This window comes from Nonomuraea africana (genome assembly GCF_014873535.1).
GTDB classification, from domain to species: Bacteria; Actinomycetota; Actinomycetes; order Streptosporangiales; family Streptosporangiaceae; genus Nonomuraea; species Nonomuraea africana.
On the sequence record NZ_JADBEF010000001.1, the window covers coordinates 492186 to 517157 of the forward strand.

Genomic DNA, 24972 nt, shown 5'->3' on the forward strand with positions numbered 1-24972 from the left:
ACCCGGATTTAGCGTTCCAGCAGATCGCCGTTCTGGTTCAGGGCAGTGGCGAGCTGGCGGCGGGAGGTGATGCCGAGTTTTCCGAAGACGTTGCGCAGATGCCACTCGACGGTGCGAGCGCTGAGAAACAACTGGGCGCCGATCTCCGAATTCGTGAGGCCGTTGGACGCGAGGCGGACGATCAATGTCTCCTGGGCGGTGAGGGTGCTCTCGCTCTCCACCGCGCTTTGCCGGACTCGTTCGCCGGTTGCCACCAGTTCGCGGCGGGCGCGTTCGGCGAACGCCCTCATCCCCAGATCGGCGAACATCTCGTGAGCGATCTTCAGCTGGTGGCGGGCGTCCACGCGGCGGTTGTCACGACGAAGCCACTCGCCGTAGAGCAGGTGCGCCCGGCACAATTCGGGACGCAGGGGAGTTCGACTGAGTCGGTCGATGGCCTCCAGATAGAGCTGCTCTGCGGTGTCTCCGCTGCTGAGTAGCGCGCGCGAGCGAGCCTCCAGGCCGAGCCCCACATCGGTGCTGCCAGCCGACGTCGACTCCGCCAGCCGGGCGAGGGCGGCCTCGGCGACCTCGACGGCCCCGGTACGGGTGGCGGCTTCGACCAGCTCGGGCAGCGACCACAGGGCGATGAACAGGTCGGAGGAGCTCTCGCTCGACGCTACGGCGGCGGCCAATGCCTCGCCGTAGCGGCCGAGTCCGTTGTAGAGGACCGCTGCCACCCAGTTCGCGTACGTAACGCTCATTCCCTGGCCGGTCACCTGCGCCTCGGTGATCATCGAGTGGATCAGCGGGACAGCCTTCTCCTCATCGCCGCGGAGACAGGCGAGCATCGTCGGGCCGAAGGCTGCCGCGGGTGCCCCGGTCACCTCGCAGATCGTCTCGGCTTCGGCAAACATGGCTGCGGACGCCGCGAATTCGCCCGACCAGGTGGTCACGGTTCCCAGCGTGGCCAGCACGATCGGCAGCAGGTCGAACGCACCTACCGTTCTGAGCACCTTGCGTTCCCGTTCGAGGAGGAAGCGCCAGTTGGTAAAGTCCCAGCTGCCGACAGCGGCGGCGTGCGCAAACCAGCCCCAGCGCAGTACCTCGTCCGGGGTGAGGGATGCGTCGACGATCGCACTGACCGCTCTCCGCAGTACCGGTGCCGCGGCGGCCGGGCCGTCCACGATAACCCGCGCAAGCGCGTCGAGGACAAGTTCGGCCTCATCGGGGTGTGCCGACACCGGTAGCCCGCGGGCGGCCTGGGACACGTCCGCCAGGCTTCCGCCGATCGCGAGGTCACCCGCGAACATCGCGGCCATCCACGCGTTGAGGTAGGTCTCGCGAGCCAGGTCAAGGTCGAGCGGTTCGAGTCGCTTGGCCGCCTTCAGTAGCAGCGGCGGACCATCGTTGCCCAGCCCGGAGGCGAAGGCGACATTCCCCTGCAGCAGGTCCGCGCGGGCGCTCTGCAGCTCTGTCAGCGGTTCCGCCCGCACGATCGTGAGCAGTTCGAGGGCGCGGTCGTAGGAGCCGGCCTGTAGGTTGGCGTGAGCAGCGGCGAGCATGTGATCGGCCCGGCGCGCCGGGTCGACGGTCAGGGCAGCGGCCTGCTCCAGGAACGCCGCCGCAGCGTTGGGTCCGCCGCGGGCTTGAGCCCTGCTTGCGGAGCGTTCGAGGTCTGCCGCAGCGTCTTCGTCCGGCCCGTCGGTCGACTGCGCTCGATGCCATGCCCGGCGATCTGGATCGGCGACCGGATCGGTCGACTCTGCTAGCGCGCGATGCACAGCGCGCCGCTGCTCGGCCGTCGCCGATTGGTAGGCCGCCCTTCGGAGCAGCGGATGCCGGAAGCTGATCCGCTGCCCGAAATCGGCGAGTCCCGACTCCGTCGCGGGCCGGGCCGCCATGTGCGAAATCCCCAGGAGGCCCGCAGCCTGCCAGATCAGCTTCGCGTCGCCCGAGGGCTCGGCCGATGTCAGGCAGATCAGCAGCCTGGTGTCGCCGGGCAGCGCATCTAGCTGCCGTGCGAAACTCTCCTCGATCCGTCCCGACAGAGGTGCCGTTCCCGGAAAGCCGAACCCGCCGGCCATTTCCTCTCGGGACATCGTCCGCGGCAGCTCCAACAGTGCCAGCGGATTGCCCCGAGTCTCGGCGACGATCTGATCCCGTACTCGCGTATCGAGCGGTCCTGTCAGCGCGGTGGCGAGCAGTTCATGCGCGTGCTGATCGGCCAGCCCATCGAGACGCAGCTCACGAACGCCGGCCACCTCGTCGGTCGGAGTTCGCGTCCCGAACACCATCCCGATCGGGTCAGCCCCGAGCCTCCGCGCGACGAAGCCGAGTGCCTGCGCCGACGCCCGGTCCAGCCAATGCAGATCATCTGCCACGCAGAGCAGCGGCCGCTCCCTGGAAATCTCCGACAGGAGGCTTAGTACGGCCATCCCTACCATGAACCGTGCCGGAGGCGGACCTTCCGCCAACCCGAACGCGGTCCGCAGGGCGAGCTGCTGTGGTTTGGGGAGCGTCTCCACCCGCCCTAGCAGCGGGCTGCACAGCTGGTGCAGCCCGGCGAAGGCCAGCTCCATCTCCGACTGCATGCCCGACACCCGCAGCACCCTGAATTCGCGCGCTCTGGCGGCCATATCGTCGAGCAGTGCCGTCTTGCCGAGTCCCGCGTCCCCGCTCAGGACGAGGGCCCGTCCCTCGCCCGCGCGAATGGCCCGGAGCAATTCGGTGAGCGTCTCCCGTTCGCTGACCCGGTTGACCAACTCGACGGGCGCGTCTTCCAGGCTCGGCATCACCAACACATCCTTTCACCAGCGCGGATAATGCCACGAGCGCAAAGGCCTCAGCAATTTCTTCCGGTGGCCGGGAGTCAGCGAGGGAGGCACCTCGCGCGGTGAGAGGGCGCGCGCTCCCACTCAGTGAGCCCCGGCAGTCGCCTACTTGCTGCCAAGGGCGTTGCTGGCATCCTCAGCCGCGAGCTGGAGGGCCTGGCCCAGCGCCTGGGGGTGGCGCCCTCCGGCGCTGGCGACTGCTCCGGTGCCGCCGCCTCCGCCGCCGACGGCTTTGGCTGCCCGGGTGATGATCTGTGCTGCCTGGATGCCGTCGGTGGTGAGGCTTGGGGTGATGGCGGCCACGAGCATGGCCTTGCCGTCATGTTCCAGGCCGAGGATCACGATGGTCGGGTCGGTGGACGTCTGGTCGATGACCTCGAGGGCGAGCTGGCGTAGTTCGGCGGGGCTGATGCCGGTGACATGTTTGGTGATGATGTGGCCTCGGCCGCTCGGGCAGGCGAGGGTGAGGAGTCGCTGGGCGTGCTCGCGCAGTTTGTGGGCTCTGAGCCGGTCGAGTTCCTGCTGGGCGGTCACCAAATGGGACAGCCGCTTGCGTAGGGCTTCGGGCGCGTCTGCGGGGCGGGTACCCAGCAATTCGGAGACCTCTTCAAGAAGGCGGCGTTCGTTGTCGTAATGGCGCAGCACGTCGTGGCCGGTCAGGGCTTCGATGCGGCGCAGGTTGGAGCCGATGGACGATTCCCCGAGCACGCGGATGGGGCCTGCGTTGGAGCCGTGGCCGACGTGGGTGCCGCCACATAGCTCGCGGGAGAAGTCGCCGATGTCGACGATGCGGACCTGCTCGCCGTACTTCTCGCCGAACAGGGCTGTGGCTCCGGCCGCTTCGGAGTCGGCACGGGAGGCTTGCCAGATGCGGACCTCGGGGTCGTCCATGAGGTGATCGTTGACGATTGCCTCGATGGCGTGGAGCTGGACCGGGTCGACGGCGGAGAAGTGGGAGAAGTCGAAGCGGAGCCGGCCGGCGTCCACGAGCGAGCCGTGCTGGCGGGCGTGATCGCCGAGGGTGCGTCGCAGCATGGCGTGCAGGACGTGTGTGGCTGAATGCGATCGTGCGACGGCGTCTCTGCGGGGTCCGTCGACGCGGGCTTCGAGGGTTTGGCCGGTGCGGATCTCTCCGTCGAGGAAGCGGGCGGTGGACGTGGAAGCCTTCCAGACCGGGCCGGGTGTCCAGGATTTCGAGCAGGGCGCCGTCGGTGGTGCGGATGTGGCCGGTGTCGCCGACCTGGCCACCGGATTCGGCGTAGAAGGGCGAGCGGTCCATGACGACTTCGAGGGTTCCTATGGCTGGCCTATCTGGCGGGACTACCACCGATCCGGCTTCATGATCTACGGCCTGGCGCGGCCTCGTTGATGCTGGCCGCGGGTGTGGAGATCAAAGTGGTCCAGGAGACGCTCGGGCACACCTCCAGTGCTTTCACCGCCGACACCTACACCTCGGTCTTTCCACAGGTGGCGATGGCGGCGGCGGAGAAGACCGCGGCGCTGTTGCTGGGAGACGACGATCAGGAGGAGCGGGGCGCGTTGAGGCATCTGCGCGCATAACCGGAGTTGGAGAACGGCCTCGTCTCGCCGGATTCGCGGCGGAACGGGGCTGTTCGTCTTGACGATGGACCGCTGAGCGACGCGTTGGATGGCATCATGATCATGGTGGGTACGGGGTTGGTACGGGCGAGCACCGCGCGAGCACCGGTGGGCTAGAACTATGTTCTGGACAGCTGGTGCGGCATGCATTTTCGCAGGTAAGAGCCATGATCAAAGCGCGCCCTGCAGGATTCGAACCTGTGACCGTCGGATTAGAAGAAAGATCGTTTGCTGTTCGGTGGTGTCAGCTGGGGTCTGTCTGTCCCGTGCTGGGTTGATTTCAGTGTCAGGCCGTGACGGGGCCTGTCGGAACGTTCTGGGGCGGACGAGCGCGGACCGAGCACGGCGAATCCACCCCGACCTGGCGTGGCACCTCATGACCAGACAGAACTCGCGGAATCAAACACCCACTCAGGGGAAATGCCGCCATTCTTTCCTGTTTCTACCTTCCGATATGTGGTGATCTGCTACGGTCGCACGCTCCAATAGAAGATCGATTAGAGAGTGGAGCATCGTGCGAAGAGCCTTCTGGTTCGCCGCCCTCCTGGCAATGGCGACGGTTTTACCGGTCTCGACGGCTGGCGCGGACACCGAGGTCATGACAACGCAAACCATCACTTGGACGCCTTGTGAGGAGGAGCCCGCCGCCGAGTGCGGCAAGCTGAGCGTGCCCATCGACTGGTCGAAGCCGAACGAGGCGAAGGTCGACATCGCCGTCGCGCGGCGAAAGGCCACGGATGCTGCCGCGCGAATCGGTTCGCTGGTGATCAACCCCGGCGGTCCGGGCGGGTCCGGGGTGGAGGCTGTGTACGGCGCCCCAGGGTCTTACACCGAGGAACTGCAGCGGCGGTTCGACATTGTCGGGTTCGACCCTCGGGGCGTGGGGCGCAGCAATCCGGTGATCTGCTCGGCGTCGGTGTACAACCGGATGCCGCACACCGTCATGAGAAGCCAGGCCGACTTCGACGCCTGGAACGCGTTCACCAAGGAGCTGCACGCCGACTGCCGCGCTCGTACCGGCCCGCTGTACGACCACGTCGACTCCGTCGACGTCGCCCGTGACCTGGACGCGCTGCGCGCCGCCCTGGGTGAGGAGAAGCTCACCTACTACGGCATCTCGTACGGCACGCTGATCGGCCAGATGTACGCCGAGCTGTTCCCCGACCGCGTCCGGGCCCTCGGGCTCGACAGCAACATGGACCACAGCCTCGGTGTCGCGGGCTTCCTGGCCACCGAGGCGATCGCCATCGAGGACGCCTTCGACCAGTTCGTCGGCTGGTGCGAGCAGGACACCAGTTGCGTCCTGCATGGACGTGACATCCGTGCGATCTGGAAGGACTTGCGGGAGAAGGCGCGGCGTGGTGAGCTGAAGTACCCGAGCACGGGCCAGACGATGACCGAGTTGCAGGTCATCTACAACGCCGCACTGGGCACCGAGGGGCCGGCCTGGCGGCTGCTGAGCGAGGTGATCAACTGGTTGAACGGTGGGCCGCCGCCGGAGTGGGTGCCCCCGCTGTCCGGCCGGCAGCCCGTGGAGGGTGACGTCGCGTATCTGCCGACCGCGGTGCTCTGCCAGGACTACAACCTCCAGGTGCGGAGCTACTCGGAGTACGCCGCACTCATGCGCGTCTCCAACCAGCTCGCGCCCGACACGCGGTACCACCCGTATCCGATCGACGATCTGCCGATCTGCATGAACTACCCGACCACCAACACGCCGCACGCGCTGCGCTACACGGGCGACGCCCCGCTGCTGCTCGGGAATTCCCTGCACGACCCCGCCACCCCGTGGATATGGTCGGCTAACGCGGCCCGTCAGCTCGGGTCCAAGGCGGTGCTGCTCACGTACGAGGGCTGGGGGCACCGTATCTACGGCAAGGACAAGTGCCAGACGGACATTTTCGACGAATACTTGGTCTCGCTGAAGGTGCCGCCCCACGGCACGCGCTGCGCCGTGGGCACGGCTGAGGAGAGCGTGCTCAGGCAGCAGACACCGTCCCAGACGTGGCCGACCGGCTCGAACCACTGGGCGGCCGGCCCGGTCGCTGCCTGGCCCCTCTCCTGACTCCAGAGGCGGACCTCCGCCCGGGCGGCTCGGCCGGGTGAGATTCGTGCGGCTATCGAGTGGGTGTCGTTGAACCACGGCGAGTCCGGTGGTTCAACGACACCCTGGACGAGGGTGTCCCGCTCGGAAACACGGTTTCGTACTGTGAGCTGGTGTTTTGCTGCGTGATAAGGGCGGTGGCTGCGACCATCTCGGGGTGTTGTTGTCGCTGGCTTACCGGTTGGCGAGGGTGCGGGTGCCGGAAACTCGGTCGTGAGGCTGACCTGGGGTTCGGCGTTTCAGAGCTGGCAGGCATGATCGCGTCCATGGCGCTGCGGCTGGTGTATCTGATCTTCATTCGGCTCACAGGATGGGTGGTGCTACTGGGTCGCTCGCAGAGGGCGAAGGACGCGGAGATTCTGGTCCTGCGTCATCAGCTCGCGGTGTTGCGCCGTCAGGTAGCGAGGCCTCGGCCATCGTGGGCGGATCGAGCGGTGATCAGCGCGCTGGCGCGCCTGCTGTCTCCAGCCGGTCGTCGGCAGTTGTTTGTGACGCCGGGCACGTTGCTGCGCTGGCACGCCGATCTGGTACGGCGGCGCTGGACATTCAAGCGCCGCGCCCAGGGCCGGCCTCCCACCCGCGCCTTCATCCGGACCTTGGCACTTCGTCTGGCCCGGGAGAATCCTGTACCGCGTCAAAATGCAGTCGCGACGGCTCTGAGCTGTGGTTTGACTGAGTCCGCCCGGGCGGACAAGATCACGCCTTGTGCCTGTTCGCCTGCTCTATCTGATCACGGTTCGGGTGTTCGGCTGGCTGATGTTGCTGGGCCGCAGCCAAGCGTCGAAGCACGTTGAGATCATGGTGCTGCGTCACGAGGTGACGGTGCTGCGGCGTCAGGTCGTGCGCCCGAAGCCGGACTGGGCAGATCGGGCCGTTCTCGCGGCGCTAGCCCGGTGGCTGCCGACGGTGCTGCGCGCCCATCGGCTTGTCACCCCGGCGACCTTGCTGGCTTGGCATCGTCGTCTACTCCGCCGGACCTGGACCTACCCGCATCGGCCCGGGCGTCCAAGGACGAGCCGGGAGATCCGGGACTTGATCATCCGCGTGTCACGGGAGTACCCCGCGTGGGGCTACCGTCGCGTGCATGGGGAACTGGTGCGGCTCGGCTACCAGATCAGCGAGGCGACCGTGCGGCGCGTGCTGCGCTCACGCCGCTTCAGCCCGGCGCCTCGAAATCTCGATACTTCCTGGCGGGCCTTCCTGCGCGCCCAGGCCAAGGGGCTTCTGGCCTGCGATTTCTTCCACGTTGACACTATCTTTCTGAAGCGCTTGTACGTGTTGTTCATGATGGAGGTTCGTACCCGGCGCGTACACATCGTGGGCGTGACCTCCCACCCGACCGGCGCCTGGACCGTTCAGCAAGCCCGCAATCTCCTGATCGACCTCGGCGAGCAAGCAGCATTGTTCCGTTTCCTCATCCGCGATCGGGATGCCAAGTTCACTGCCGTCTTCGATGAGATCTTTGCCGCCGCGGGCATCACGGTGCTGAAGACGCCGCCGCGGACACCTCGGGCGAATTGCTATGCCGAGCGGTGGATCCGTACGGTGCGCGCCGAATGCACCGACCGCACGCTGATCTACGGTGAACGTCACCTGCGCGCGGTCCTGGAGGAGTACGTCGGTCACTACAACGGCCACCGACCTCACCAGGCGCGCGGGCAACGACCACCCGATCAAGATGAACAGGTGGTGGTGCCGACGGAAGGCCGGATCGAACGCCGCAAAGTGCTCGGTGGCGCGATCAACGAGTACCGCCGAGCCGCATAATCCAGGTGGAGAAACTCCAGCTCAAGCCGTACATACAAGTTTTGAAGCACTACACGACCCTGCTGGTTAACTCGGATTTGCCAGTCTGCTTCGTGATCTGATGGTGCCTGTCCTGGATCATGAGCGTTGTGGCAGCAGTCGTCGTCGTTGTCTTCGTCCTGGCTGCCGAGGTGGATGGAGGCGGCGATGTCGATGCAGCCCAGGCCGTGGCCGGAGCCGACACCCGAGGTCGCGGCGGCGGTTCGGGCGATCTACCAAGGGAAGCGGCAGGTGCCGTTACCGGTCCGGGTGCGCGATGAGTTAGGCGAGGTGTTCGCCGATGAAGTGTTCGCCGCCGCGTTCGGGCGCGAGGGCAGGCCGGGCTGGTCGCCGGGCCGGCTGGCGTTGATCACGGTGTTGCAGCGGGTGGACAACCTCACAGACCGGCAGGCGGCCGAGGCGGTTGCCACCGATCTGACCTGGAAGTACGCACTCGGCCTGGACTTGAACGATCCCGGCTTTGATGCCAGTGTGCTGAGCGAGTTCCGCTCCCGGGTGATCGCCCACGGGCTGGAGGAAAGGCTGTACCGCGTCAAAACTCGCGCATAGGGACTTAGCTGGTGTTTCTCCGGCCGACTATGCGGCTCGGCGGTACTCGTTGATCGCTCCTCCGAGGACCTTGTGGCGTTCGATCCGGCCTACCATCGGCACCACCACCGGTTCGTCTTGATCGGGTGGTCGTTGCCCACGAGCCTGATGCGGGCGATGCCCGTTGTAGTGATCGAGATATTCGTTCAGGACCGAGCGAAGGTGACGTTCGCTGTAGATCAGCATGCGGTCGGCGCACTCGGCCCGCACCGTCCGGACCCTGTACCGCGTCAAAACGCAGTCGCGACGCCTCTGAGCTGTGGTTTGACGGGGTCTGCCCCTGAGGACAAGATCACGCTTTGTGTCTGTTCGTCTGCTCTACCTCATTACGGTCCGGGTGTTCGGCTGGCTGATGTTGCTGGGTCGCACCCAAGCGTCGAAGAACGTGGAGATCCTGGTCCTGCGTCACGAGGTGGCAGTGCTGCGGCGTCAGAACGGACGCCCGAAGCCGGACTGGGCCGACCGGGCCATTCTCGCGGCGTTGGCCCGGTCTTTGCCGGCGATATTACGCGCTCATCGGCTTGTCACCCCGGCGACGTTGCTGACTTGGCACCGGCGTCTGCTGCGAGGGGCCTGGACCTATCCGCATCGCGGCGGACGGCCAAGGACGAGCAGGGAGGTCCGGGACCTGATCATTCGCCTGGCGCGCGAGAACCCTGCGTGGGGCTACCGCCGCGTGCAGGGGGAACTGGCGCGGCTCGGCTATCAGGTCAGCGAGGCGACTGTGCGGCGCGTTCTGCGCTCCCGCCGCTTCACTCCGGTACCTCGAAATCTCGCCACCTCGTGGCGCGCCTTCCTGCGATCGCAGGCCAAGGGGCTTTTGGCGTGCGACTTCTTCCATGTTGACACGATCTTTCTGAAGCGCCTGTACGTGTTGTTCGTGATGGAAGTCCACACGCGGCGCGTCCACATCTTGGGTGTGACCTCCCACCCGGCCGGCGCGTGGACCGCTCAGCAGGCCCGCAATCTCTTGATAAACCTCGGCGAGCGAGCGGCGTCGTTCCGCTTCCTCATCCGCGATCGAGACGCCAAGTTCATCGCCGTCTTCGATGAGATCTTCGCCTCCGTGGGTATCACGGTGCTGAAGACGCCGCCGCGGACACCGCGGGCGAATTGCTATGCCGAGCGGTGGATCCGTACCGTACGCGCCGAGGTCACCGACCGCATGCTGATCTACGGTGAACGTCACCTGCGCGCGGTACTGGACGAGTACATCGATCACTACAACGGCCACCGACCCCACCAGGCGCGCGGGCAACGACCACCGGATCAAGACGAGCAGACTGTGGTACCAACGCAAGGCCGAATCGAACGCCACAAGCTACTCGGAGGAGCGATCAACGAGTACCGCCGAGCTGCATAGCCCGGCCGGAGAACCCCAGCTCAGACCATGCGCGCGAGTTTTGACGCGCTACAGGATCCCCGACGCGGCCGGACTATCTCACGGTTCGATTCCGCAAACTGGTACAAGCCAGCAACCTGCCACCCATCCGGCTCCACGACCTACGGCACGGTACTGCCACTCTCGCCCTGGCCTCGGGATCCGATCTGCGCGTGGTGCAGGGCACGCTGGGGCACCGCAGCATCGTGGTGACCTCGGACATCTACACATCGGTGCTGCCGGAGGTCTATCACCAGTCCGCCCAAGCCATCGCACGGCTGGTCCTGGCCAGAGCGCGCAAGACCGCACGGAAGGCTCGGAAGATGGCGGCCTGACCGAATGACCCAGATGTGACCCACACGTGTCTCATGATCAGTAAGAGTCTTTCCGATACGGCGAGAAGCCGCAGGTAGGAGTGGTAGGGCGCCCGGGGCTCGAACCCGGAACCTACGGATTAAAAGGGCCGGGCCGCACTATATCTCAACGTATCACTCTGCCCGAGAAAGCCGCTTTCAAAATGTCCAAGAATGCCGCCCCGTGCTATCCCGTATCAGGTGCCGACGAGCATCCACCGAGCAACCATGGGGCGGGTAGCATCCCTTGACCGTTCTCATTTTACATACGATTGGCGAGCTGACGTCGTAAGCATTCACGTCCTGCGCCTTTCGCGCTTTGATGATCGCACTGTGTGATCGTTGAGAGGCATGCAAGGGAACGGCTGCGCCGGAGCGTCAGGCCGTGGCCGGGTCGGGTGGCATCCAGAGGTGGCCGAGGAGGGCGTCGCGCAGGACGGTCATGACGTCGAGGCCGTGTTTGAGCGCGGTGGACAGGTAGCCGCGTACGGCGTATCGCTGCTCGGTGGCCTTCTCCGAGCGGAGCCTGCCGGAGATCTTCTGCTGGGTTTTCGCTGGTCGCAGGTCGCGCTCGGCCTGGTTGTTCGTGGGAGGGATCCGCAGATCGTAAGCGAAGCGCAGGACATCGTCGGCGCGGTCGCGCAGCACCTCCAACAGCACCCGGCCGACCGGCTGGGTGACGGTCTTGGCCGGACCGGGCAGGCGCTTGACCTGCGACAGGCCGACGGCGACCCCGCCGCGGAACATCCTGGCGAACATCGCCTGGGTGCCCGCCGCGATGGCGCCCTCGCCGCGGGCGCGGGCGAGGTTGGCGGCGTGGATCAGGCCGCGCAGCGCCATCTGCAGTTGGCGGGGCCAGTGCGCGTCGGGGTAGGTCTCGGCACAGTCCTCAAGATCACGCAGCAGGTGTGCCGCACACAGTTGATGATCGCGTTCCCCGAGGTCGGTGGCGTCGTAGTTCTGGTAGCGGTCGTGCACCACCACGCCGGTCAGGTCGGCCAGCACGAACCGCTTGAAGGTCTCCAGGTCCCGCCCGCCGAGCATGTACCAGGTCAGCAGCTGGTCGCAGGCAACCAGCAGGTACTTCTTGGCCTTCTTCGGTTCGACCCGGATCGGCGTCTCGTCGCAGCACACCACGTAGGCGAGGGTGAGCAGCATCCGGATGCGCACATTCGCGCAGGCGACCGCGGCGGCGGCCCGGCCGATCAAGGAGTACACGAACCCGGGCGAGGGCTCCGCGCCGGTCAGCGAGGCCACCAGCTCGGCGACCCGGTGCACCGGAATCGCGTGCACGACCAGCAGATACACACACCACGCCCGCAGACTGACGCCGAGACTGACCGGCGCGGCGGGCACGCCCGGCGGGCGCGGCGCGGTGTGCACGGCGCCGCACCGGCAGGCCATGGTGTGCAGGTGATGCTCAAAACGCCGGGCCACCACCAGCGGAATCTCGATCTGCTGGTGGCGGGCCGTCACCCCCAGATCGGCCGCCTGACCGAGATCGGCCCCGCACCCGCACGGGCCTTGCGGATAGTGCTCGACGATGTCGCCGTCGGCGACCTCATCGGACCAGGCCAGCGCCTTGCCCTGCGCGCCGGGCTGCTTACCCTGCCGGCGCCGACCGGGGCCGTCGGCCTTCCGCTCCTTCGGCTGCTTGCGGCCGGGAAGGTCGTCGACTGAGGGCGGCATCCCCGAGTTGCCGCTGATCCGCGAGACCAGCCGCTCCAGCTTGGCCACCCGCTCACGCAGCGCGGCGTTCTCGGCCATGAGCGCGCGCGTCAGAGCGATCAGCTCCTCGCGGGACAGCTCCTCCAGGCCGGACACCCGAAGATCACATCACCCTTGGCCGGATTGATCAAAGTGACGGACAGTCACGCAACCGCTCGAACTGCTACACCCTGCGCACGACGTGAATGCTTACAAACCCGCGACCAAAGATCGCTAGGGGTGGTGTCCGCTTACCGGTGGAGCGGAATCTTGCATTGTCGACGTCGACAGTCTCATGCCCCTTGATACGCCAGGAGGATGGCTATGACGGTTCATCGACTACTACCCACAGTTCGGCGCCATAGTGGATGGAACCATCCGACGGCTTGACATCGACTATCTTGTCTTTCCTGAGCTCGATGTCTGAGTACTCTTCATCTTCCGGATCGTAGCCGCAGTGATGACATCCCTGACTGATCCCTTCCGTGAAGGCGTGGGAAAGGTCTGGAATACCGATCTCCGGGTATCCTGGAACCGCCCACAGCACGAACGCGAGCTGACCGCGGCGCTTCACGCGTGGTCGGCGATTATCTGGGATGATTCACGCTACAGGCTCCCGCGCAGGGTTGAAGCGATCCCATTCCAAGCTCCAGAATGCTCCAAATCCATGCGAGTAAACAAAATCCCGTTCCGACGCATGGATGGGATAGGCGCCGACAATCTCGACTAGGTCACGCGCTTCTGAGCCAACTTCAGCACGACTTAGATCGAGCAATCCCAGGTCACGCTCAACTGCAGGCTCGGCCAAGACGAGGCTATTCATTGTGGAGCCTTCCACGTACGGCTTCATGTAGCCAAGCACTTGGCCAAGATTAAAAGGACAGATGCCTCGCAAAGCGGCAACTACCCTTGCGGGAACCGGAGACCACTCGACATCGTCCGAGCGGACAGTGATGGATAGTTCTCGACCTCTCGCCCCCCAGCCTGGATGGCTAGAGAAGGAGAGCCCATAGGTGAAACCCGTCACATATCCAGGTTCCGGCGTGCCGATGTAGGAGATAGCGCGAACAGGCCCGTCCTCTATCACCCGCGGTTCAACATCGCTAATGATAGGCGTCACACCGGTGAGCGAATTGAGCAGCTCACAGTAGTGGTCGAACCGGTCAAGCGTGTCGCGGCCAGACATAACGTCTCCTAGGTTAGCACTCTTCCTGGAAGGGGCGGACGCGCCAGCGCTAAACGTGGCAGCGCCCGCCCACTATCATCGCCTATCTACCTAGGCGGTGGATAGAAATGTCCCAAGGCGGCGTCCCACCACTGGGTCTTGTCGTGATCGATGTACGAGTTGAACTCATTAAACCTACCGACCGGAATTCTCCACTCGGTTAGGCCCGCTTCGCCATTAGTATTCGGCAAATCGAACTCGAGTTTGCCGAAAGCTTTTCGGAACCCCGGCTTCATCACAAAGCGATGGAACCCCAGGTCGTGCCCGTTTCCAGCATACTGCGCTGCCCCCTCCGGCTTGTTGGAAAGATACGCCGTTGGGAAAGGCCCTGAATGGTTATCTGCATTCAGGCCGAGCGCCTCACTCGCACGCTTTCCTGTCGCGGGCGAGCGGTAGAGGACTACCGTATCATCATCGCCATCGAGGATATCGGTGGACTTTTTGGGCAGCCCCTTTGGCTTAAAGGGGTTGCGTCCAAGCGGGTTATGCATCCCGCCATCGGCTATGCCGTCGCCAGGTGATACGCCGCCCTCTCCTAAGGCTTTGTCCACTTCCTTGGCGGCTCCGCAGAGGTACGAGGGCGGATTGCAATAGAAGTCTGCCTGGGGTCCGGCTTCTGGGTTACTTATCTTCTCCAGAGCCTCTTGGGCCTGGCCGACCGCTTCCTGGACAGCGCGCACCTGCTCCCGCATCTTCCATCCGCGGGACTTCTTCTTTCCGCTTGCGTGATGAGTTTTAGCGAAGGTCCGGTCAGATTCAGAGTTTCCGGTGTCGACTCGGTGGCCGTCGATTTCGACGCCGCTGATGGGGTTACCGCCGGTGAAGGCGTAGCGGTTGGCCGTCCAGGGATCGAGTCCGAGGCCGAGGTCGGCCAGGGCGCCGTTGTAGCTGTCGAGGTTGAGGAAGCGGTTGAGGTTGGGGTTGTAGTCGCGGAACCCCATGTCATACATGCCGGTGGAGTTGTCCCAGCGCTTGGCGTTGAAGCGGTAGGGGTTGTACTCCTCCTTGGCGGTGGGATCGACGGGATCCGGTTTGTCGATGCCGGTGAAGAGTTTGTCGTCGTTCTTGCCGTAGGCGGTGTAGCCGTAGGTGGCGCGGGTGTCACCGGCGTCGGTGGTGATCTGTTCGACGTCGGTGTGGGCGTTGTAGCCGTAGTAGGACGACTCCTCGCCGCCGGTGCCGGTCACCTTGATCTGGGACAGCCGCTCGCCCCACGGGCTGTACTGGAAGGACTTGGTGAGCTTGCCGGCGACCTCTTCGTCCAGGACCTCGGCGGACAGGCCGAGGTAGGAGTAGGTGGTGGTCTTGGCGGAGGTGGAGCCTTCCTTCTCGGTCTTGCTGGTGGTGCGATCGAGTGGGTCGTAGGTGTAGGTGGTCACCGTGGAGGCGCCGTCGCCGCCGAGCTTCTCGTGCCGGGTGACGTGGTCGAAGCCGTCGTAGGTGTACTTCTCCTGCACCTTGCCGCCGCCGGTGATGGTGCGCAGCCGGCCGTAGGGGTCGTAGTTGTAGGTGCTGGTGGCTCCGGCGGTGACCGAGGTCATCAGGCGGTTGCGGTCGTAGGTGAAGGTGGTCTTCTTGCCGAGGACTTCTTCCTCGTAGACGTTGCTGTTGGCGTCGTGCCAGTACGTCTCGGTGCTGGCCGTCCCGCCGGCGACCGGGGTCTTGACGGTCTTGGCGATGCGGTCGCGGGGGTCGTAGGTGTAGGTGAAGTCGTGTTCGAGGTAGGCGCCGGGGTTGTCGGCGTTCTGGATCTTGGTGAGGTCGCGGGCGCGGTGCAGGTTGCCCTGGTAGCCGATGGTGTGCTCGGCGACGACCGTGGCGTTGGCCTTCTTCTCGATGCTGTGCCGGAGCAGGCCGTCGAGGAAGTAGTCGTAGGTGACGGTGTTGGTGTTGGCCTTGGTCTCGGTAAGGCGTTCGGCCTTGGGGGTGTAGGTGTAGCTGGTGACCTTCGGCGCGGTGTCGGTGGCCGACTTCTTGTTGACGACCTGATCGACCAGATCCCGCACGTCATACCGGTAGGAGGCCAGCGTCTTGTCGTGGGTGCGCTCGGTGACGGCGCTGTTCTCGTTGTAGGTGTAGGTGGTGGTGTTCTTCAGGACGCCGGCGAGCTTCTCCTCGATCTTGCTGATCTGGTTGAGGCCGGTGTAGGCGATGTCCCAGACGTCGATCTTCGCGGTCGGCGAGCGGTCGTCGATGCGGGTGAGGTTGGCGTTGGCGTCGTAGGTGTAGGCGAAGTCCTTCTTCTCCGCGTCGGTCTCGCCGCTGTTGTCGCGGACCAGCTTGACCGCGTCGGCGACGACGCTGCCGTTGGCCTCGTCGGTCAGGGTGATGGCGTGGGTGTTGCCCGCGGTGAAGGCGAACGTGCCGAGGTCGACCCAGTCGCCGGTGTTCTTGGTCTGGTCTAGGACGACGACCTGCTCGCCGCCGTCGTGCTTGATCGTGTACTTGGCGTTGGTCGCTGTCGCGCCGGCCGGGTACTTGACCTGCACCTTGTAGCTGCCGGGGGTCGGGGTGGTCAGGCCCCAGGTGAAGGAGGACTGGCCGGTTCCGGCGGGGGCGGTGGCGTAGTCGTAGCCGACGAACCCGGACGTCGCCGTGGCGGTGACGGCGGGGCCGACGATGTTCGACGAGGAGGCGCCGCTGGTGCCGGCGAGGGTCCACGAGCCGACCGCGGTGACCTGGCCGATGTCGGAGTTGTCGCCCAGGACCACGTCCAGGCCGAGCGGGACGCCGTCGTCGGAGTGGGTCTTGAGCTTGCCGTCGGGGTAGTAGGACCAGTCCAGGGCGCGCTGGCTGGAGCCGCCCGCGCTGGTGACGGTGCGGTTGGTCTGCAACCCGAGGTTGTTGTAGTCGTAGGTGGTCTTGATGTCCCACGGGTCGGTGGTGGTCTTGGACCAGCCGTTGTCCCAGTAGGTCATCGAGGAGACGTTGCGGATGGTCTGGCCGTGGGAGGGCGGGGCGGAGATCTCCTTCAGCCGGGAGACCTGGTCGTAGACGTACTTCACCGAATCGGGGGTGTTGTACTTCGGGTCGTCCTTGTCGAAGGGGTAGATCTCCTCTTCGGGACGGTTGAGCTTGTCGTACTTGGTTTCGGCGATGAAGTCGGTCGGGTCGTCGGCGGTCTCGACGCCGCGCGGGGTGATGACCTTGGTGCGGTTGCCGACCTGGTCGTATTCGAACCGGGTGATCGTGTACTTGATCACGCCGTCGGTCTGCGAGTGCGGCACCTTGGTTTCGACGACGGCGCCGCGCTTGTCGAGGCCGATGAGAGTCTTGTTGCCGTCCTGGTCGGTCTGGCCTTCGACCAGGCCGTCCAGGTCGTAGTCGGTGATGGTCTGGAAGCCGGCGGCGTCCTTGACGTGGGTGACCCGGTGGTTGCGGTCGTAGGTGTAGGACGCCGTGTAGTCGGCCGTGTCCGCGGTGTTGTTCTTGCGCGGGTCGACGACCTTCTCCACATTGCCGACGTTGTCGTAGACGTAGGTGATCTTGTTGATCCTGTGCTGGTCGGCGGTCAGCACGTCGGTCAGCTGGTAGATCGGGTCATACACAAACGACGTGGTGAAGTCGGCCGGGACCGATGGGGTGAGATTGCCCTTCGGCTCGGTCTGGGTCTTGAGGTTGCCCGCCGCGTCGTAGGTGAAGGTGGCCTTGCGCTCCTGGCCGCTCTCGCTGTCCTTCGGCAGGAACGACTCGATGAGCTGGTCGGCCTCGTCGTAGGTCGCGGTCGAGACGGCCCCGTTGGGGGCGGTCATCGTGGTGATGTTGTCGTTGGGGTCGTAGATCGGGGCCGGGGTGACGATGTACTCGCCCTTGTCCTGGTCCTTGGGGACCTTCGACTCCAGCGGTCGCTTGAACAGGTCGTAGGTCTGTGTGGTCTTCTTGCCGAGCGCGTCGGTCACCGACAGCACGTTGCCGCGCACGTCGTACTCGGTGATGGTGGTGTGGTCCCCTTCGGCCGGCGTCTCCACGCCGAGGGCGTCGGTGATCTTCTGCGGGTAGCCGGTCGGGTGGTAGTCGCTGAAGACGGTCGGATTGCCGTTGGCGTCCGTTGATTTGATCAGCTGGCCGACCGCGTCGTAGTCGTACGAGGTCGTGTAGTCACCCGCGGTGGGCGAGGCGACGCCGAGCGGGTCTGTGACGGTCTTCAGGTTGCCCTTGGCGTCGTAGCCGAAGGCCCACTTCCGCCCTTCCGGCGACGTCTTCTCGGTCAGGTCGGCGACGTAGCCTTTCAGGAACGTCTGGTAGGCCAGCACCGTGGGAGCTGTGGTATTGGCGTTGGCCTCGGCGTCCTTCAGCTCCAGCGGGTAGCCGGTCTTCTGGTCGAAGACCCACGTGGCGTAGGCGCCGTTGTCCTCGGTCAGCTTGACCACGTTGTGGTCGGGGTCCCAGGTGAGTGCGGTGGTCTCGTTCTTGGCGTTGACGATCGATTCCGGTCGGCCGTAGGCGTCCAGCACGTACTTGGTGGCGTGCTGAAGCGGATCGGTGACGGTGGCGTGGATCATGCCGCCCTGCGGCCCGTCCGGGTCGACGTAGTCGAACTTCGTCACACCGTTGAGCCGGTCGGTGAGGGTCTCGACCTTCCACAGGTCCTTGGGGTCGACAGGCGCCTCGTAGTACTTCAGCTTCGTGGAGTTGCCCCGCGGGTCCTCGACCGCGACCAGCTTGACGTTCTTGTTGCCCTGCAGCGCGTCGTAGGCGAACCGGAACCTCTTCGCGCCCGCATCACCTTCACCGTCGACCATCTTGGCCATTAGGCCCTTGTCGGTGTAGGTGAAGGTCACCTTCCGCCCGGCGATGTCGGTGATGGATTCGACGTTGTCGATGATGTGCGGGTTGGTCAGCTTGGTGTCGCTGACCTCGGCGCCCGCGTCGTTGATGTAGGCGTAATCCTGGCCCTTGGCGTAGTAGTCCAGGGTCAGGGTGCGGCGTCCGGCGGCGTCGGTGATGTGCTGCAGGAACTTGGTCGGCTTGTTGTTGGACTTACGTCGCTCGTAGGTGAACGACATGGTGTTGCCGTTCTTGTCCACGATCGCCGACTGGAAGCCCTCCTCGTCGAAGAAGAACTGGGTCCGGTCCGGCTTGGTGAACACCCACCGCCGCTGCGAGGTCAGCTCGCGATCGGGGTAGTACACCTGCGGGTCGACCTGCTGCAGGTACAGGTGCACGCCGCGCGGGTGCGTGTAGTCGCAGGTGGTGTAGTCGCAGCTGGTGTTGCCGTGCTTGTCCAGCGTCCACACGTGTGTGGTGCCGTCGCCGTCGGTCAGCCGTACCTGCTCCGGCCACTTCTGCCCCGGAGGGTGGAACTTCAGCTGAGAGCCGAGCTTTTGCAGGCTGGAGGTCTGCAACGACCAGCCGTAGCCGAGTGAGGCAGTGGAGGTGTCCAGGCTGTTGTAGGTCATCCGGGCGAACGTCTGCACACCCCGGGAGGGGTTGGTGAAGGCGTTGTAGTTCCACACCACGTTGCCCGCGTACGGGTTGACCAGCGCGGTCGACCCTGCGCCGGTGTTCTTGCCGGTGTAGGCGTAGAACTTCTCCGCCCCCAGCAGATCGGAGGTGGGAGAGTCGAGACGGATCTGCTGCGGCAGCTGCGGCAGGTGGTGGGAGGCCGACTTCCAGTTGTTGGTGAGCGTGTCCTGCACGTCCCACACCAGCGAGATCGCCTCGGCCTTGTTGGCCGCGGATCCGACGGTGGTGGCCGGGGCCTTGACCTGCGCCTCCACCATCACCGACGCGCCGGGAGCCAGATCGTAGGGCAGGGTCTTCTTCAGCTGGCTGTCGGGGGTGGAGACGTCGGTGCCGTCGGGCAGTTTCCAGTGGTAGGAGACCGCGGTCGTGGCGGCGGGCCAGGTCTCGTTGGTGGTGTTGGTGACCATCACGTCGACTGTCTTGACCTGTCCGACATCCAGCTGCACGGGGCCGCCGGGCGCGTACAGTGAACGCGGTGTTCCATCGCGGTAGGTGACCCACAGTCGTGGCCGCAGCACCGGCTCGTCGGTCTCGCTGGACAGGAACGACACCGACTGTTTGGCCGCACCTGCCTCGTTGGCGACCTTGACGAGCACGCCGTGGTTGGTGGCCGGGTCGGCCCGCCAGGCCTTGGCTGTCTCGGTGATCGACCAGCGTCGCCAGCCCGGCGTCGCGGTGATCGGAGACAGGCTGGCGAGTGCCGTCGGGTCGTAGTCGCCGCCCTGGCTTGCCCAGGGGCTGGTCCACGTCGCGCTCTCGTCGAAGCTCTTGGTCAGCTTGTGCGCGTCCAGGCTCACGCCGGAACCGGTGGTGGAGGCCTCCCACAGCGACAGCGACGCGCCGGTGATCTCCGCCCCGGCAGGAACCTTGTCGGCGAAGTCGCTGAAGGACACCACGGCCCGGGTGTTGCCGAGCGTGGTGGCGGTGTTGCCGACCTGTAGCCGCTTCTGTCCGGCCACCTGGTCGTGCCCGGCGGCGGGCTCGCCGGAGGACAGGGTGGTGTCGGCGGTGCCGTACACCAGCACCCCGGCATCACCGACCCGCGGCAACGGCACCGTCAGCTCCTGCGACGGCGCGACCTGGCCGTTCTTCAGCACCGCCTCCACCCAGTAGGTGGCCTGGTGCACGTACTCCGGCAGGCTGGCGTCCACCGGCGAGGGGCCGCTGCTGGTGTCGACGTAGGAGGTGACATCCGGTGCCAGGGTGGTCACCAGCGTGTCCACACTGCCGCCCTCGGGCGAGCTCTGGCAGCCCGACGGGCAGTGCCGGCGCAGCCGGTACTCCACCAGATCGTCGGAGGCGTCCTGCGGGGTCGGATCGGCATACGCCGTCCACGACAGCGACGCGCCGGCCCAGGTGGTGACGGTCACCGGCTTCAGCTTCACCGACGGGTTCCCATAGGTGATCAGCAGCTTGGGGTGCGTGGTGACATCGCCCAGGGCTCCGTCGCCGCCGTAGACGTCCTCGCTGGCCTCGTACACCGGGCCGCCGATCTTACCGGTGGTGCCCTCGTCGGCGGCCCGCAGCATGAACCCGTAGGGGGTGTCGGCGGAGTTCATCCACCTGTTCACCACTGGGGTGACGTCGAAGGAGTGCCAGCGCGACAGCTCACCCGGGTTGCGGGTCACGCTGGACAGCACCGTGCTGGAGACGGCCGGCTGGTTGTTCCAGGTCACCGAGAATTCCGACCAGTCGGCGATGATCTCTCTCGCCTGAACTGTCACCGGCCCGGTCTCGCCGAGTGCCTGGTCGAAGTAGGTCTGCAAGGTGGCCTGGTCGATCCGGGTAACGGCCTCCAGCTCGTACGGCATGTAGAACCACATCAGCGAACGGTTGATCCCCGTCGCTGTTTTGCCCACCGGCAGCTGCCAGGCCGAGTCGAAGTTGGTCGTCTTCTTCGCCGAGTCGACGTAGGCGTCGTTGTTTTCGGGCGTCACCTGGAAGGTCGGGTCGATCACCACCGGCCATTTGCGCTCCGGCGCGGCCAGCCACGAGGCGTCCGGCGTGATCGTGATGGTTGCCTCGCTGCCCTGCTGCGTCACCGTCTGGGTGACCGCGTCGGAGTAGCGCTTGCCGTACGGCGAGGCGACATCCACCTCGGCGTCGATCATGAACGGCTTGGGCACGGTGAACACCGGCGTGCCGTCCTCGCCGTTGAACGCGATCGACCCGTCGGCATTGGCCTGCGCCTGCACTCCGCCGGTCTTGACCGTGAAGGAGAAGGACGCGTCCCCGGCCGGCGGCTTGGACAGCACGATGTACTCCTTCACCCCCTCCGGGGTGACCTTGTACACCAGGTCGGCGCCGTCCCGCACGCCCGGATAGGTGACGGTGGACCCGTTCACCGCCGGGGTCACCTGCTTGGCGTCGCCGACCACGCCGAGGGTGAGCTGCCGCTCGCCCAGCTTGATCCTGGCCAGCTTGTCGGTCTTGTCGCCGAACCGGGTGGAGAAGCCGGACTTGTCGTTGCCGTGGACGAACCCGTCGTCGGAAATGGCCTCGAGGCGGGTGTCGACGTTCTGCCAGTTGCCGTCGGCGTCCTTGTAGTGGACGGGGCGGGTGGACAGTTCCAGTTGGGAGCGGCCGTCCTCCAATTGGTAGACCTTGCCGTATTGCGACCGCTTGCCGGTCTGTTCCTTGACCCGCTTGCCTGGCGGCTGCTTGGTCGGCGCGGCGGGCTTGGCGGCTTGCCTGCCAGGCAGGGTGATCTGCTGCCCGCTCGGGCGCATCTCGCCCTTCGGATCCTCGGCGAACAGTCCGGCGATGCCGTTGCTCACCCAGGAGGCGACCTGGGAGACGAATCCTGCCTCGTGCGAGGAGGCAGGAGTCTGTGCCTGGGCCGGGAGGGCGGGGGTCGAGGTGACCAGCAGGGCAGGGGTCAGGACGAGCACGGCGGCTCGGCGCAGCCGTTGACCGGCTGACCGGGTGCGACGGGGTGGGGCGGCTTGATGAGGGTGATGGGTACGGATGGGGGGTAACAGGCGCACGGTACTCCGCTCATTGAGGGATAAGAAGGATGTAAAAGCGCCTTGATCAAGCCTCAAAGCCGCACGTTCGGTCAAGATCTACACATAGTGATCAACATGACGAAGCGAACACTTGTTCAATCTCGCGTTGAACCCTCACCTACAAGGGCAAATCGGTCAGATGTGACAGCCAGCTGGACAAGCTGTCAATTGTGACCGTCTGTCAACATCGCAGATGGGCGCGGCTTTCCCGATATCAAACCGTGATCCATACTCACAGCAAACGTTCAGGAATCCTGCTAAGGGCAGAACTCGATGCGGGCGTGGCCGACAGCGCCAGTGGGTAGAACTGATCGTCCTCCGAGCGTATGGCCGCGGACGCTAGCCTTCCTCGCCGCAGACGGGTATCACGCCCGCCCGTCTGCGCACGTGGAGTGCGACACGAACACGTGATCCCATCGTGACGTGAGGCTCCTACGGTCTGCTGTCCATGCAAGCAAGATCACTTGTCGTCGGCCTGTTACTCATGGCCGCGGGCCTGTCGGCGATCGGAGGCGGCGCGTACTGCCTGGCTACCGAACTCACCTGCGGCCCCACGCGCGAGGAGACGAAGCGGGCAGGCGAGCGCGAGCTGGCCCTGCGTTGGCGACACTGGACCGCCGGACAGCTCTTCCCCGATCGGTTCACCCACGACGGCAAGGAAAGCTTCGCGCACCGGATCGGTATCGCCCCCGAAAGCAGTTGCGAGCAGGCGCTGGACGACAGCGCCACCAAGGCGGTGAGCGAACGCGGCTGTCTGAAGGTGCTGCGTGCCACCTACGCCGACCCCACGAGCACGATCCTGTCCACGCTGGCCATCGTGGTCATGAAAGACACCGCCGCAGCCAAGGCCGCACTCGCCGCGGGCAAATGGCAGAGCAGCGGGGTACGGCCCGCCGGCATCTCCGGCACCCTGGCGTCCCGCTTCGGACCAGGCCAGGAACAGGAGCACACCGCGGTCAGCCGCGCCAACTACCTCGTGTTCGGCACCGGCGGCTACGCCGACGGCAGGCCGCGCCTGTCTCGCGCGGACCGCAAGGGCTTTCCCGGCTTCACCACCAACGCCGTCGACGCCCTGGCCACCGTGCTGTCGAAGCATGTGCCGGCCTGCGAGGTCAAGGAGATCCGGAGATATTCGAAACCCGTTCCCACCGTTGGTGATGCCGGAGCGTTGCTTGTGCTTGGGGTCAAGAAAGGGGAAGGTGATGAGACGTCATCAGGACCGCTGCGTGGTCTACAAGCGGTGCGGATGCGCCGATGCGGTCACAGGCAAGCAACTCGGTGGCCGCTGCTTGCGGCTGACCGAGGACTCGCACGGCAGCTGGTACTTCGCGGTGCAAGTGAGCGGCCTGGCTGGGCGGCGCGAGCGGCTACGGCGCGGCGGCTTCGCCACTGCCGAGGAGGCTCACCAGGCAGGCAGGACGGTGATCGAGGCCCACCAGAACGATCCGTCGGCCAGGGGATACACGCTGGCACGGTGGCTACGTCACTGGCTGGAGATGCAGCACCAGCTACGGCCCAGCACCCGCAAGTCCTATGCCGACCACGTGCGGCTGTATCTGATCCCATATCTGGGCAGGATAGAGCTCGCCGAACTGGCTAGCCGGGACATGGCACGCATGTTCGCCGCCCTGGCCGGGCGTCGCAACCGGTATGGGGAGCCGATCGCGTCCTCCACCCTGCACCGGATCCGAGCGACGCTGCGCGCGGCGTTGAACGCCGCAATCCGGGAAGGCCTGATGGCGTCCAATCCCGCGCGCATGGTTCGGTTGCCCGCACCACGCCTGCCCTATCCCGAGGTGTGGACCGACCGTCGGGTCACCGCATGGCGGCGTGGCGGCGAGCGGCCTGCGGTGTCGGTGCGGACCGCCGAGCAGCTGGCCCAGTTCCTCACCTTCGCGCGCGGCGATCCGCTGTATCCGCTGTGGCAGCTGATCGCGCTGCGCGGCCTGCGCCGTGGCGAGGCGGCAGGGCTGCGCTGGGTGGGACCTGGATCTCGACCGGCGAGAGCTCAGCGTGAGCCGACAACTGGTGCACACCGACGTCGGCCTGATCGCCTTTCTGCCGAAAACCGCTGCCAGTCGACGGATCATCGCGCTGGACCCCGAGACCGTTCGGCTGCTGCGCCGCCATGAACAGGTCCAGCGACAGTTGCTGGGCGACGCGTGGAACGAATCCGGGCCGATCTTCGCCCGGACAGATGGATCCCCGATGCGGCCGGACTATCTCACGGTCCGGTTCCGCAAACTGGTAAAGGCGAGCAACCTGCCACCCATCCGGCTGCACGACCTGCGGCACGGCACTGCCACCCTCGCCCTGGCGTCAGGCTCGGATCTGCGGGTGGTGCAGGGCACGCTGGGGCACCGCAGCATCGTGGTGACCTCGGACATCTACACCTCGGTGCTGCCGGAGGTCTATCACCAGTCCGCCCAAGCCATCGCACGGCTGGTCCTGGCCAGCACCCGCAAGACCGCACGGAAGGCTCGAAAAGCAGCGGCCTGACAGTGTGACCTGTCAAGTGACCCAGGTGTGACCCACACGTGTCTCACGATCAGTAAGAAACCTTCCCATATGGGAAGAAGCGGCAGGTGAGAGTGGTAGGGCGCCCGGGGCTCGAACCCGGAACCTACGGATTAAAAGCGTGAGGCACATCGTCTCCCGCCGTCGTGGTGACGTCGCCGTCGTCGGTCGTGTCAGGCCGTGCCGCAGACTGTCGCCCCGTACCGCTTTACTCGGACGCCCGGCCTGGGTCCTTCGTATCGTCGCGGAAACGTCGCGGACTTCGGTGGAATTGACCAAACGTTGGCCTGCGGTGCTGTCCCAATTCGTGCGTGGCGGCAGGTATTTGAACTGGTGACAGGGATCTGCCGTTGATCGTCGGGGCTGCCGACGTTGTCCCAATCCGCATGGGGGTGGTGGTCGTCG

At 65.6% G+C, this 24972-nt stretch carries 17 protein-coding genes and 2 pseudogenes; 11 read left to right on the forward strand and 8 right to left on the reverse strand.

Going from position 1 to position 24972, the window contains the following annotated elements:
* Positions 1-8: 8 nt before the first annotated feature.
* Positions 9-2774, reverse strand: a complete 2766-nt coding sequence (locus H4W81_RS02250) for an ATP-binding protein (RefSeq protein ID WP_192780560.1) — start codon at positions 2772-2774, stop codon at positions 9-11.
* 144 nt (positions 2775-2918) lie between these two features.
* Positions 2919-3704, reverse strand: a complete 786-nt coding sequence (locus tag H4W81_RS02255; RefSeq protein WP_225958420.1) for a DHHA1 domain-containing protein — start codon at positions 3702-3704, stop codon at positions 2919-2921.
* Positions 3705-3707: 3 nt separating this feature from the next.
* Between H4W81_RS02255 and H4W81_RS46655 the strand changes: the two genes are divergently transcribed.
* A complete protein-coding gene (locus H4W81_RS46655) occupies positions 3708-3872 on the forward strand; it encodes a hypothetical protein (protein ID WP_225958421.1) in 165 nt (54 codons plus the stop codon).
* Positions 3873-4023: 151 nt separating this feature from the next.
* Here H4W81_RS46655 and H4W81_RS49845 read toward each other — a convergent pair.
* A pseudogene (locus tag H4W81_RS49845) lies at positions 4024-4092 on the reverse strand (hypothetical protein); the annotation flags it as partial.
* 50 nt (positions 4093-4142) lie between these two features.
* Between H4W81_RS49845 and H4W81_RS02260 the strand changes: the two are divergent.
* The 5 genes from H4W81_RS02260 (at position 4143) to H4W81_RS02280 (ending at position 8871) form a co-directional block, all read left to right on the forward strand.
* Positions 4143-4373 carry a tyrosine-type recombinase/integrase gene (locus H4W81_RS02260; protein WP_420538740.1) on the forward strand — a complete coding sequence of 77 codons (231 nt, stop codon included), beginning with the start codon at positions 4143-4145 and terminating at the stop codon, positions 4371-4373.
* A gap of 637 nt (positions 4374-5010) precedes the next feature.
* Complete coding sequence (locus tag H4W81_RS02265; protein WP_225958423.1) at positions 5011-6477, forward strand: alpha/beta fold hydrolase; 1467 nt, start codon at positions 5011-5013, stop codon at positions 6475-6477.
* 305 nt (positions 6478-6782) lie between these two features.
* Positions 6783-7310 carry a hypothetical protein gene (locus tag H4W81_RS02270; RefSeq protein WP_192773235.1) on the forward strand — a complete coding sequence of 176 codons (528 nt, stop codon included), beginning with the start codon at positions 6783-6785 and terminating at the stop codon, positions 7308-7310.
* Positions 7222-8283: an integrase core domain-containing protein gene (locus H4W81_RS49125; protein WP_192773236.1), complete on the forward strand. Its 1062-nt coding sequence runs from the start codon at positions 7222-7224 to the stop codon at positions 8281-8283. Before H4W81_RS02270 ends, H4W81_RS49125 begins: the two co-directional genes overlap by 89 nt.
* A gap of 186 nt (positions 8284-8469) precedes the next feature.
* The gene (locus tag H4W81_RS02280; RefSeq protein ID WP_420538710.1) at positions 8470-8871 is read left to right on the forward strand and encodes a transposase; all 402 of its coding nucleotides are present in this window, start codon (positions 8470-8472) and stop codon (positions 8869-8871) included.
* Positions 8872-8898: 27 nt separating this feature from the next.
* Here the strand turns inward: H4W81_RS02280 and H4W81_RS02285 are convergent, their stop codons facing one another.
* Positions 8899-9120 (reverse strand): integrase core domain-containing protein, encoded by a 222-nt coding sequence (locus tag H4W81_RS02285; RefSeq protein ID WP_318781476.1) that lies wholly within the window; start codon positions 9118-9120, stop codon positions 8899-8901.
* 91 nt (positions 9121-9211) lie between these two features.
* On the opposite strand from H4W81_RS02285, the gene H4W81_RS02290 reads away from it, so the two are divergent.
* Both H4W81_RS02290 and H4W81_RS02295 read left to right on the forward strand, forming a co-directional pair.
* Positions 9212-10273 (forward strand): integrase core domain-containing protein, encoded by a 1062-nt coding sequence (locus H4W81_RS02290; RefSeq protein ID WP_192773238.1) that lies wholly within the window; start codon positions 9212-9214, stop codon positions 10271-10273.
* A 68-nt stretch (positions 10274-10341) separates the two neighbouring features.
* A pseudogene (locus H4W81_RS02295) lies at positions 10342-10626 on the forward strand (tyrosine-type recombinase/integrase); the annotation flags it as partial.
* A gap of 396 nt (positions 10627-11022) precedes the next feature.
* Here H4W81_RS02295 and tnpC read toward each other — a convergent pair.
* The 4 genes from tnpC to H4W81_RS02315 all read right to left on the reverse strand — a co-directional run bounded on the left by tnpC (position 11023) and on the right by H4W81_RS02315 (position 21933).
* The gene (gene tnpC, locus H4W81_RS02300; RefSeq protein WP_192773239.1) at positions 11023-12468 is read right to left on the reverse strand and encodes an IS66 family transposase; all 1446 of its coding nucleotides are present in this window, start codon (positions 12466-12468) and stop codon (positions 11023-11025) included.
* 205 nt (positions 12469-12673) lie between these two features.
* The gene (locus H4W81_RS02305) at positions 12674-12925 is read right to left on the reverse strand and encodes a hypothetical protein (RefSeq protein ID WP_192773240.1); all 252 of its coding nucleotides are present in this window, start codon (positions 12923-12925) and stop codon (positions 12674-12676) included.
* Positions 12926-12952: 27 nt separating this feature from the next.
* Positions 12953-13537, reverse strand: coding sequence for a suppressor of fused domain protein (locus tag H4W81_RS02310; RefSeq protein ID WP_192773241.1), 585 nt, complete (start codon positions 13535-13537; stop codon positions 12953-12955).
* Between the two features lie 86 nt (positions 13538-13623).
* Positions 13624-21933, reverse strand: a complete 8310-nt coding sequence (locus tag H4W81_RS02315; protein WP_192773242.1) for a DNRLRE domain-containing protein — start codon at positions 21931-21933, stop codon at positions 13624-13626.
* A 565-nt stretch (positions 21934-22498) separates the two neighbouring features.
* Here H4W81_RS02315 and H4W81_RS46670 point away from each other — a divergent pair.
* Genes H4W81_RS46670 through H4W81_RS02325 form a run of 3 tightly spaced genes read left to right on the forward strand, consistent with a single transcriptional unit; the run spans position 22499 to position 24549 of the window.
* Entirely contained in the window at positions 22499-23650 is a 1152-nt protein-coding gene (locus H4W81_RS46670; protein WP_225960916.1) for a hypothetical protein, read from the forward strand.
* Entirely contained in the window at positions 23547-24182 is a 636-nt protein-coding gene (locus H4W81_RS49850; RefSeq protein ID WP_420538741.1) for a site-specific integrase, read from the forward strand. Before H4W81_RS46670 ends, H4W81_RS49850 begins: the two co-directional genes overlap by 104 nt.
* Complete coding sequence (locus H4W81_RS02325; RefSeq protein WP_318781477.1) at positions 24064-24549, forward strand: tyrosine-type recombinase/integrase; 486 nt, start codon at positions 24064-24066, stop codon at positions 24547-24549. The genes H4W81_RS49850 and H4W81_RS02325 overlap by 119 nt, the downstream gene beginning before the upstream one ends.
* Positions 24550-24972: the final 423 nt, after the last annotated feature.

Coding starts and splice junctions, on each gene's coding strand:
- H4W81_RS02250 (WP_192780560.1), bottom strand. CDS start 2,774: ATGCCGAGCCTGGAAGACGCGCCCGTCGAGTTGGTCAACCGGGTCAGC.
- H4W81_RS02255 (WP_225958420.1), bottom strand. CDS start 3,704: ATGGACGACCCCGAGGTCCGCATCTGGCAAGCCTCCCGTGCCGACTCC.
- H4W81_RS02265 (WP_225958423.1), top strand. CDS start 5,011: ATGACAACGCAAACCATCACTTGGACGCCTTGTGAGGAGGAGCCCGCC.
- H4W81_RS02270 (WP_192773235.1), top strand. CDS start 6,783: ATGGCGCTGCGGCTGGTGTATCTGATCTTCATTCGGCTCACAGGATGG.
- H4W81_RS02280 (WP_420538710.1), top strand. CDS start 8,470: ATGTCGATGCAGCCCAGGCCGTGGCCGGAGCCGACACCCGAGGTCGCG.
- H4W81_RS02310 (WP_192773241.1), bottom strand. CDS start 13,537: ATGTCTGGCCGCGACACGCTTGACCGGTTCGACCACTACTGTGAGCTG.
- H4W81_RS46670 (WP_225960916.1), top strand. CDS start 22,499: ATGCAAGCAAGATCACTTGTCGTCGGCCTGTTACTCATGGCCGCGGGC.
- H4W81_RS49850 (WP_420538741.1), top strand. CDS start 23,547: ATGCAGCACCAGCTACGGCCCAGCACCCGCAAGTCCTATGCCGACCAC.